Source organism: Halomonas sp. (assembly GCF_052095695.1).
Classification (GTDB): domain Bacteria; phylum Pseudomonadota; class Gammaproteobacteria; order Pseudomonadales; family Halomonadaceae; genus Vreelandella.
The window spans coordinates 1-9649 of sequence record NZ_JBQDLQ010000112.1; the positions used below are offsets into that span (position 1 = coordinate 1).

Sequence of the window (9649 nt, forward strand, 5' to 3'; positions counted from 1 at the left end):
TGGCAAGGTTATTTTTCAATTATTGATTATGAAAGCTTGAGAAACTTAAATATAATAATTATGATAGTTGAGATCATAGGCATTCTAGGAATGTGTTTTAAGCCACGTTTTTTCCGTAATGTGCTTCTTATTAGCATGATACTATGGGTTATAGAAGGCTTAGTAGGGGGTTATTTCGTAGCAACACCATTGGTAACTGCATTCTCTGAAATCCAAAAAATATTCATATCATTGACACTAGGGTTCGCTTATTTTTCGGATAAGGACTTGTGGCGAAGGATATGAGCAAAAATCTTCAACGCCTTAATTCAACTAATAAGCACAGCATCCAAAGCATCAATTATAGTAAAATCAATCACTTATTTGCATAAAACATTCAAAACATCTGTTGACCGAAAAGAAAAATCTCTCGTGACAACCTTTATCGACAGTGTGGCCTTGATTTTTCGGGACTTATCTTTTAGACAACATCTTAAACACTAAGGAAATTGCATGTTTGCAAAATTCACTCTAGGTTCACTGTATCTTATGATCCAACATAGGAGCGCTATATTAAAAGGCGTCATCTTGCCTTTAATTTTGTATATCTTGCTTCAATTGGTGCGCTACGGATCAGCTTATACAGGATTTTCATATGGCAGTGCCAGCTCACTTTTATATATACTTTTCTTTGTTGCTGACATGGCCATTCTGACGATCATCTCAATAAATACAACACGGACAATTTTACTCGACGAACAGCCAGAGCCTTTTAAATTGAAATTCAAAAATCGCGAAATAAAATATCTTTTGTACAGCATTGGATTCTTGGCTTTATGGATAGTACCAAGCATGTTTATCGGAGCTTCATTAACCCTTATCATGCACAACATCTTGATGGGCGTTATTCCCTTAACTTTTTTCTTAGTCACTTTATTTTTCACATTAAGGCTGTCGCTTATTTTTGTAGGTGTAGCGCTTGACAGAAGCATATCGTTGAGAGAATCTTTGAGCATGACTAAAAATTGCCAATGGTCGCTATTCTTTTCACTTGCCTTATTGATCGCTCTGCTATTTATTTTTGAATATTGCATTGGACTTTTTTCTAGCTTGATTGGTGGTCAATTCTTTAGCCTGATATCCTTTGCTTTGATAACCCCACTAGTAAACACATTCATATATGTATTCACTGCTATCATCCTGACCATCTTATATTCCAATGCATATCAACCAACTGACAGCCCCCAAGCGGAATCGGCTGGGGATGCCCAGTAGCATCGAAGAACTGACAATCCGCTGGCAGCCGAAAACAACGACGATGGCTGGCTAGATCACCTCACGCTGGCGGTGCCAAAAGCGCCGCCAGCGTAATGGTCTAAAGCGCCACCAGCACCAGCCCTGCCAACATCACCAGAGTGCCGAATGCTTTTGCCCTGGATGCGGGCTCCTTCAGCCATAACACACCCATTAGCACGCCGACTGGAATAGAGAGCTGGCGCAGCGCTACCACATAACTCACCTCGTCGGTAAGCGCCATGGCGATTAATACCAGGCCATAGGTGCAGGTCATCATCAGCCCGGTAACGACCAGCATGGTCAGCCCCTGCTGGCGGAGTGCAGGCAGGCGGCGGCGCTCTGCCGGTAGCAACGCCAGTAGCGGTACCGACCAGCTTAGCGTCATCAGCGCTTGCAGCACCATAAACACCGCCCCGGCGGTTAACCCGCTGTGCCCTGCCCCCTGCATTAGCCCGAGGGCCTGCTTGTCGATCAACGAGTAGCCTACGGTGCCCGCCGCTGCCAGCAACGCAAACCCCATGGCAGGCGTGAGATAGGTGGATAACCTGCGCGCCTGCGGATGGCTAAGCGGTAGGCAGAGCGCGCCTGCCACGACTAGCACCATGCCAAGGCCGTCCCAGCGATCCAGCACCCGACTACCCAACAGCACAATGGACACCAGCGGCACTAACACTACCGGCAATGCCCGGGCAATGGGGTAGAGTACGCTAACGTCCCCTCTCGCGTAGGCCCAGGCTAAGCCACCCATGTAGAGCATTTGGCATAATCCCGAAAGCGCCAACCAGCCCCAGAATGCACTTGGTAATGCAGTGAGTGACGGCCCAAGCAACACCAGCGGCAGCATCACCGCCCCACCCGCGCCGTAAGCCAGGGTAAAAGAGGCTAACGACGGCGCATTGCGTTTGCCCAACACGTTCCATCCGGCGTGCATGCATACCGAGACCAGTACCAGAGCAAGCGCGGCTGGGCTCAAGGACGCTCTCCCTGTTGAAGACGTGTATTGATGGCATCGACCACGCTGGGTAGCTCGGCAATGGACTCAATGCAATAGTGCGGTGCTGAGGGGGCAAACTGCGCGGCCACCCGCTCGTGGGCGGCGTGGTGCTCGGCATCACTCAACGCTTGATATTGCGCATAGGTTAGCCCCAGCGCATTGCCCGAGCAGGTAAGCGCCACTGTCCACATCCCCGCGCTGCGCCCTTCAAGAATGCCCGGCGTGGTGTCGTCCACTTTAATACACGCTGCCACATCGCTGATGCCTAACGCGATCACATTGGCCAGCGCCTGAGCAGGATACGGACGGCCATTGGGCACCTCATCCGTCGCCACTACGTGATCAACTTGCAGGCCGTTATCCGCAGCCAAAGCGACGACTTTTTCCATCACCACCGCCGGGTAGCCAGAGCAGGAACCGATTTTCAGCCCCTGGGCGCGCAGCGTAGTTAAGGTGTCGAGCGCGCCGGGAATCACCGCCGAGTGGTCGGCAATTTTGGCAATCTGCAGCGGCATAAAGCGCTCATAAAGCGCCGTTACATCGTCATCAGAAGGCGCGTGGCCTACCGCCTGTACAAAGCGTTCGGCGATGTCCGGATGGTTGCAGAGTGTCCGAATATGATCCCACTTACCCATACCCATGGGGCCGCGAGCTTCTTCCAAGCTAATCGCCACGCCCAGTTCGGCAAACGCTTCGACAAATATCTGGGTAGGCGCAAAGGAGCCAAAGTCGACCAGCGTGCCTGCCCAGTCACAGATAACCGCTTGCAAGCATTGGGGAGATTGATACTGCATTAGGCGCTCCCTGATTGTGAAGATAGGCCTGGAAAAAGGCTAACGCCCATCTCGGCAAGTGTGTTTTGAATGGCGCTTAGCAGTTCCGCGATCACCGTGGTGCCTAGCTGACCAATGCAGCCGATACGAAAACTCTCCACTTCAGTCAACTTGCCGGGATAGATCAAAAACCCGCGCGCCTTTAGCGCCGCGTAGAAAGCGTTAAACTCAAACGCTGGATCGGTTGGGCTTAAGAAGGTAGTGATGATCGGCGATAGCCATTCGTCTTCTAACAGCGTGCTGAAGCCTAGCGCTCGCATGCCTTTTACCAGCGCATCACGATTGCGGGTATAGCGCGCGCAGCGCCCTGGCACACCGCCTTCTTCCCGGTGCTGGGCAAGTGCGGCCTGAAAGGCCACCACGGTGTGAGTGGGCGGCGTAAAGCGCCACTGACCAGTGCGTTCCATATACGACCACTGGTCGTGCAGATCCAGGCTCAGTGAGTGGGCGCGCCCCTTGCCTGCTTCAAGCAGCGCTTTGCGAATAATCACAAAACCAAATCCAGGCACGCCCTCGATGCACTTGTTGGCAGAGGAAACCAGCACATCGATGGGTGTTTTCGCGAGGCTGTTGGGTACGCCGCCAAAGGAACTCATCGCATCGACGATGAGCGTTTTACCATGAGCGTTCACCACCTCTGCAATCGCCTCTAACGGGTTCAAAATGCCCGAGCTGGTTTCACAGTGCACTAAAAATACCGCTGTAATATCAGGATATTGCTCCAGCAGCGCCGCCACCTCATTGGGCTGGGGTGGCAGATAGTCGCCTTTATCCAAGGTGATATAGACGCGCCCTATGGTATCCAGCAGTTGGCCGGCTCGCTTGCCGTAAGCACCATTCATCAGCACCAGTACTTTACCGTTGGGATCAGTGGCGCAAGCCAGCGCACTCTCAACAGCAAAGGTGCCGCTGCCCTGCATAGGCACGCAGGCGTACTCGTCGCTTGCTGCCTCGGCCATGGCAAGCAGCTGGGTGCGAATGCCGGCAGTCACTTGGTTAAAGTCGTCATCCCAGGAGCCCCAATCACGCAGCATGGCGGCTTTGGTCGCATGGGAAGTAGTCAGCGGCCCGGGGGTTAGTAAATAGGGGTCTTTTATGTCCTTGCTCACGTTATCGGTCATTTTGGTATATACCAGATTTTTAAAACACTTTAATAGTAAGCACAGCGGCTGTCTAGGTGTCAGCTAGCACGCATGGCGCCAGCGCTGGGCGTTATTTAATAAAACATGGGTGAGTGCGGTGTGGAGCAGCTTCACCACCAGCGAGGTAAGGAAAATCAGCACGGCCATGGCCGCAGCGCTGGCGAAGTAGCCCGCTTCATCCAGGTGCAGCACCGCCACCGAGGCCAGCCGCGTGTCACTGTTATAGAGAAACACCACCGCTGAGACCGTGGTCATCGCATTGACGAACAGATACACCGATATATCCAGCACCGCGGGCAGCGACACCGGCAGCGTCACCCGGCTGAACGTGATCCAAAACGGTACTTTCAGTGAAGCCCCCACGGCTTCAAACTCAGGGTCGAGCTGTTTAAGCGCGGTTACCGAGGTGAGGTGACACACCGTATAAAAGTGCACCAACGTGTTGAGCACCAGAATCATCAAAGTGCCGTACAGCCAGTTAAATGGGTTGCCCGCCTGATTGAAAAAGAAGATATAGGCAAGCCCCAGCACCATGCCAGGCACCGCCATGGGCAGCATGGCCATAAAGTGCAGCCCTTGGCGCAGCGGGCGAAAGCCTTCACTCTTTTCGATTAGCCAGGCGTTAAAGAAGATCACTAACGTGCCCACCAAGGCCACGCTAAACGCTAACTTGAGCGAGTTAAACCACGCCCCCCAACCACCATCGGCCATGCCTTGGAAGGTATAATGCTCAAAGGTTATCGATAAGTTGTAGGGCCAGAACTGCACCAGAGACGCATACACCGCCGTGCCGATCACCAGCACAATGGCCCCCGCCACCGCGTAGCACAGCAGTGTAAATATCCAATCCCGCAGCGGGCTGGGGCTAGGCTGCCACGGCACGGCCCGTGCCGAGAGTTGCGCCACTTGGCGCCGCTGTATCCAGCGGTCAACGATAAACGAGAGCACTGCAGGCAGCAGCAGAATCACGCTCACCACAGCCCCCATCTGAAAGTTCTGTTGCCCCACCACTTGGCGGTAGACGTCGGTAGCCAGCACACTGAACTGACCGCCGATGATTTTGGGCACGCCGAAGTCGGTAATCGCCAGGGTAAACACCACAAACAGGCAGGAAATCAGCCCGTAGCGCACGCCGGGCAAGGTAATAGTCAAAAATGTACGCCACTTAGGGGTTCCCAGCGCTTCAGCCGCTTCGTAGAGCCGCGCGTCGCTGTTGGTCAGCGCGGTGGTCAGCAGCATTAGCGCGTGGGGAAATATCCAGAAACTCATGCCCATGACAATGCCGATGGGTCCATAAACCGATTGGCCGGCCAGTAAATCGCGCAGAAATCCCTGATTGCCAAACAGATAGACCAGGCTAATCGCGGGCAGCAGCGATGGCGCCAAAATGGGCAGAATCGCCAACATGCGAAACAGCCGCTTGCCCGGCATGCAGGTACGGGTAATCCCGTAGGCGCATAGAAACGCTAATCCGACCACCACACCGGTGGTCATCAACGCCACCCGCAACGAGTTGGCAATCGAATTGACCAGCGCCGGGGTTTGAAAATAGTGCGCGAAGTTAGCCAGGCCGATAAAGTCGCCGGCGCGGTCTTGCAGGCTCTTGATCAGCATGGTCACGAGTGGGAACAGCAGCCCCACCACCAGCAATGCAACGCCAGCGAGTAACGCCAACAAGCGGATCAGCGACTCTAGCGACGGCTTGGTCGCCGATTTTACAAAGCTCTCGGCGATCATTGCTGGCTGCTCCCGGCGGGATAAAGACGGGCGGCTTCGGCGGGCAGGTGAATGCCTAGAACCTGCCCCTGGTAAAGGTTTAAGTCGGTACTATCGCGGCTAGGCACATCGGCAATTAGCGTTTGGTCAACGTCCGTTAGGCGCAAAGTGACCCTCTGAAAGGGACCTAAAAACTCGATGCCGATCACCTCACCGTTCAGCGCTCCCGCTTGACGGCTAAGTGCCACTGCTTCGGGCCGAATAGCCAGTTGGGCGGCTTGACCCACTTTTAAGGTATGCGATAGGCAGGCGCAGGGCATGGTACCCAGCAGCGCTTGGTTATCGCCCTGAGCGGTCACTTCCAGGAAGTTCATGCTGCCGATAAACGAGGCCACAAAGGCGCTGGCAGGCTGATGGTAGATCTCCGCCGGGGTACCCACTTGCTCGATCACGCCGTGGTTCATCACCACGATGCGGTCGGCCATGGTCAGCGCTTCTTCCTGGTCGTGGGTCACCATGATGGTGGTCACCCCGAGGCGCGCCTGCAGGGCTTTAATCTGGCTGCGCAGGTGGCCCCGCACCCGGGCGTCCAACGCCGAAAGCGGCTCGTCCAGCAGCAGCAGGCCAGGCTCGGTGGCCAATGCCCGCGCCAGCGCCACGCGCTGTTGCTGCCCGCCGGAAAGCGCCGCCGGGTACTTGTTTTCGCTGCCCGTCAAGTTCACCAGCGCGAGCAGCTCACCCACCCGTGCTTGGATGCGTGACCGCTCTACCCGCCGGTTGCGCAACCCATAGGCCACGTTGTTGAACACCGTGAGGTTGGGAAACAGCGCATAGGACTGGAACACAATGCCGAAATCCCGCGCCTGGGTGGGCAGCGTGGAGATATCCTTGTCACGCTGAATAAGCGTGCCCGTCGTTTGCTGGGTCAGCCCTGCAATCGTGCGTAACAGGGTGGTTTTGCCGCATCCGGAGGGGCCCAAAAAGCAGACAAATTCGCCCTCGTTTATGGTTAGGGAAATACCATCCAGCGCGGTAAAACTACCAAAACGCTTAGTGACTGCTTCAATGGTTAAATGGGGAGTAGTGGGAGTCATCACCGTTGGTGTGTCGGCCGCCAGCAGCGATGTCATTGTCGTGTGCATAACCTCTCCAAGCCCCGGCAAACCGGCCGGGGCAACTGATCGCGGCTTATTGTTCGGTTTTACCATCGTAGCGACGCTGCCATTCGGCTAGCACGCGCTCGCGATTGACGGCAGCCCACTGGAAGTCGGCGTCGATCATGCGATCAGTAATATCGGAGGGGTAGTTTTCAATCGGCTGTGCCACACCTGGGTAGGCAACCACTGCATAGCCTTCGTTATACAGTTCGTTGGCCTCGCGGGAGATTGCCCAGTCCATGAGCGTTTGCGCGGCTTCCAGCTTGTCGGTACCGGCCATAATAGCGGCGGCTTCCATATCCCAGCCCAGCCCTTCTTCAGGGAAGATAACTTCAATAGGCGCACCCTGGGACTTCAAGCGCGCACCGCGGAAAGCAAATGACACGCCCACCACGGTTTCACCGGTGGCCGCCAGGCTGCAGGGAGCAGAGCCAGAATGAGTGTAACGGGCAATGTTGTTATGTAGGCGATCCATATAATCCCAGCCCTGATCCTCTTCCCATAGCTGCAGCCAGCTGGCCACATCCAGGTAGCCGGTACCCGACGAGTTGGGGTTAGGCATAATCACATGGCCTTCAAACTCTGGCTGGGTGAGATCTTCCCAAGAGGTCGGCATCGGCACGCCCTGGCGCTCGCCCTCAATGGTGTTGTAGCAAATAGCAGCGACCCAGGCGTCCATACCCACCCAAGCCGGGTCTTCACCATCACGATAGGCCACATCGACAAATTTGGGGTCGAGATTCTCAACGCCAGCGGGAGCGTAGCGCTCCAGCATGCCCTCCTCTTCCAACACCAGCAGGCTGGTAGCGGCCAGGCCCCAGATCACGTCAGCCTGGGGATTGTCTTTCTCGGCCAGCAGGCGGGCGGTAATCACGCCGGTGGAGTCGCGCACCCAGTTAATCTCGATATCCGGGTGCGCCGCGCTGAAGCGTTCGGCGTATTTTTGCAGGTCATCTGACTCAACGGCGGTATACACGGTTAATTCAGTGGCCTGGGCGTTTGAAGCAAGTGCAACGGCTGCGGCACCTGCAAGCAAGGTGGAGGGGAATAAACGGCGTGACATCATGATGGTGGGCTCCTGGCTAATTGGTATAGACCAGAAGTCTGCAGGCTTTAAATGACACTGCGATGACGCTTGTTTGACCGTTTTTTTAACTGATGATGACCACGACTAGGTCGTTTCCGCTAGCGCTGACCGGATAGCTCCACACTGATACACAGCGAATCGTGCAGCCAGTGCTCTTCATCAAACTCAATAGGGCGCTGCTGGTCGTCTAAAATGGCACGGTTAATATTTAACCCGGCAGTGCCGGGCGCAACGAATAGCTCTTCGGCATCCATTGGCGAAAGCGCTTCTGAGACCATGCGAATAGAGCGATTGGCCAGGTAGTGCCCCCAGCGCTCGCGCAACAGCCCCCAAAGCGATTGCCCACTATAGATATCTAGCAACTCTGGGGCACGCTCGGGCACCACCCACAGCGACTCCACCAGCACCGCGCGGTCATCCACGTAGCGGCGGCGGCGAATATGCTGAAACGGCTGGTCATCCGGCAGATTCAGTGCCCGCGCGGCAGGCAGATGGGCACGGGTTTCCAGCTTCAATACTGCCGTGCGTGGCTGCCGCCCCTGTGCACGTACATAGTCGTTAAAGCCCGCGTCACGGGTGGGGTCGTAAACTAAACGGGCAGGAGAAATAAACCAGCCGCGCCGGTTGCTGCGGTGGATTAAGCCCTCCATTTCCAACTGTGAAAGCGCTTGGCGCAGGGTCACACGAGTGGTGGCAAAACGCTCGGCCAATGACCGCTCTGCGGGAAGCTTGCCTTCCCACAGGGCAGCATTTTGGTCGATCAAGGTACGAAGCTGTTCGGTTAACTTTAGATAGTAGGCATCAGACATGCGCCGATTTTCCTGGCAGAGCATTAGGTGACGAAGCGCTTGAGGGCGCCCGCCAGTCTAAGCGCCGCCAACCTTCAACGCTAGCCACCTCAGCGAGCACTGGATCGGGATTGACCGCTACAGGGCAATCCACGTACTGCAACAGCGGGAGGTCGTTGCGGGAGTCTGAGTAGAAAGTAGTGTGGCTAGGGGTGAACTGCTGCTCGGCCAACCACTGTTTTAAGCGCAGCACCTTACCGCCACGATAAGAAAAAATACCCTCGCTGCCGCCGGTATAGCGCGCGTCTTCATTGATACCGTGTTCCACGCTTAGTTCTACCGCCAGCACATGCTCAATGCCTAGCGTGGTCGCTATCGGCTCAACCAGATGCCGCGACGAGGCGGAAATCAGTACCAGGGTATCGCCTGCCTGGCGGTGCGCTTCAAGGCAGGCCCAGGCTTGTTCAAAAATACGCGGTTGTAGGTGCGTGGCCACAAAGCGCTCGACCTCTTTTTGCACATCTTTCACCCTGCGCCCTCGCAGCGGTGCTAGGGTCATGGCCAAATACTCTTCAAGCTTTAGCTTCCCCGCATGATAGGCCTGGTGCATTTGCTCCGCTCTCGCCATAAAAGCGTCGGCATCGCTGATCCAACCTT

General features: G+C 55.3%; 10 protein-coding genes. 2 read left to right on the forward strand and 8 right to left on the reverse strand.

Annotated elements, in window-relative coordinates; all coding sequences use genetic code 11:
- Positions 1–285 (forward strand): hypothetical protein (locus tag ACTH5D_RS16015; protein ID WP_441672971.1); only part of this gene is annotated, 285 nt, incomplete at its 5' end.
- 207 nt (positions 286–492) lie between these two features.
- Positions 493–1254 carry a hypothetical protein gene (locus ACTH5D_RS16020; protein ID WP_441672973.1) on the forward strand — a complete coding sequence of 254 codons (762 nt, stop codon included), beginning with the start codon at positions 493–495 and terminating at the stop codon, positions 1252–1254.
- A 100-nt stretch (positions 1255–1354) separates the two neighbouring features.
- Here the strand turns inward: ACTH5D_RS16020 and ACTH5D_RS16025 are convergent, their stop codons facing one another.
- From ACTH5D_RS16025 to ACTH5D_RS16060, 8 genes are all read right to left on the reverse strand, one after another.
- Positions 1355–2248: an EamA family transporter gene (locus ACTH5D_RS16025; RefSeq protein ID WP_141440538.1), complete on the reverse strand. Its 894-nt coding sequence runs from the start codon at positions 2246–2248 to the stop codon at positions 1355–1357.
- A complete protein-coding gene (gene phnX, locus ACTH5D_RS16030) occupies positions 2245–3063 on the reverse strand; it encodes a phosphonoacetaldehyde hydrolase (protein WP_141440537.1) in 819 nt (272 codons plus the stop codon). The genes ACTH5D_RS16025 and phnX overlap by 4 nt, the downstream gene beginning before the upstream one ends.
- Positions 3063–4223, reverse strand: a complete 1161-nt coding sequence (locus ACTH5D_RS16035) for a 2-aminoethylphosphonate--pyruvate transaminase (RefSeq protein WP_141440536.1) — start codon at positions 4221–4223, stop codon at positions 3063–3065. Before ACTH5D_RS16035 ends, phnX begins: the two co-directional genes overlap by 1 nt.
- 63 nt (positions 4224–4286) lie before the next feature.
- Positions 4287–5981, reverse strand: a complete 1695-nt coding sequence (locus ACTH5D_RS16040; protein ID WP_441672975.1) for a putative 2-aminoethylphosphonate ABC transporter permease subunit — start codon at positions 5979–5981, stop codon at positions 4287–4289.
- On the reverse strand, positions 5978–7102 hold the full coding sequence (locus tag ACTH5D_RS16045) for a putative 2-aminoethylphosphonate ABC transporter ATP-binding protein (protein ID WP_081742640.1): 1125 nt from the start codon (positions 7100–7102) through the stop codon (positions 5978–5980). Before ACTH5D_RS16045 ends, ACTH5D_RS16040 begins: the two co-directional genes overlap by 4 nt.
- Before the next feature lie 46 nt (positions 7103–7148).
- Complete coding sequence (locus ACTH5D_RS16050; RefSeq protein ID WP_441672977.1) at positions 7149–8183, reverse strand: putative 2-aminoethylphosphonate ABC transporter substrate-binding protein; 1035 nt, start codon at positions 8181–8183, stop codon at positions 7149–7151.
- 119 nt (positions 8184–8302) lie between these two features.
- Positions 8303–9013 (reverse strand): UTRA domain-containing protein, encoded by a 711-nt coding sequence (locus tag ACTH5D_RS16055; protein WP_022521551.1) that lies wholly within the window; start codon positions 9011–9013, stop codon positions 8303–8305.
- Positions 9006–9649 (reverse strand): HAD family hydrolase (locus ACTH5D_RS16060; RefSeq protein ID WP_441672979.1); only part of this gene is annotated, 644 nt, incomplete at its 5' end. The genes ACTH5D_RS16060 and ACTH5D_RS16055, both read right to left, overlap by 8 nt.

Bases quoted from the DNA above. Each gene is read 5' to 3' on its own strand.
- ACTH5D_RS16020 (WP_441672973.1), top strand. From the start codon at position 493: ATGTTTGCAAAATTCACTCTAGGTTCACTGTATCTTATGATCCAACAT.
- phnX (WP_141440537.1), bottom strand. From the start codon at position 3,063: ATGCAGTATCAATCTCCCCAATGCTTGCAAGCGGTTATCTGTGACTGG.
- ACTH5D_RS16035 (WP_141440536.1), bottom strand. From the start codon at position 4,223: ATGACCGATAACGTGAGCAAGGACATAAAAGACCCCTATTTACTAACC.
- ACTH5D_RS16040 (WP_441672975.1), bottom strand. From the start codon at position 5,981: ATGATCGCCGAGAGCTTTGTAAAATCGGCGACCAAGCCGTCGCTAGAG.
- ACTH5D_RS16045 (WP_081742640.1), bottom strand. From the start codon at position 7,102: ATGCACACGACAATGACATCGCTGCTGGCGGCCGACACACCAACGGTG.
- ACTH5D_RS16050 (WP_441672977.1), bottom strand. From the start codon at position 8,183: ATGATGTCACGCCGTTTATTCCCCTCCACCTTGCTTGCAGGTGCCGCA.
- ACTH5D_RS16055 (WP_022521551.1), bottom strand. From the start codon at position 9,013: ATGTCTGATGCCTACTATCTAAAGTTAACCGAACAGCTTCGTACCTTG.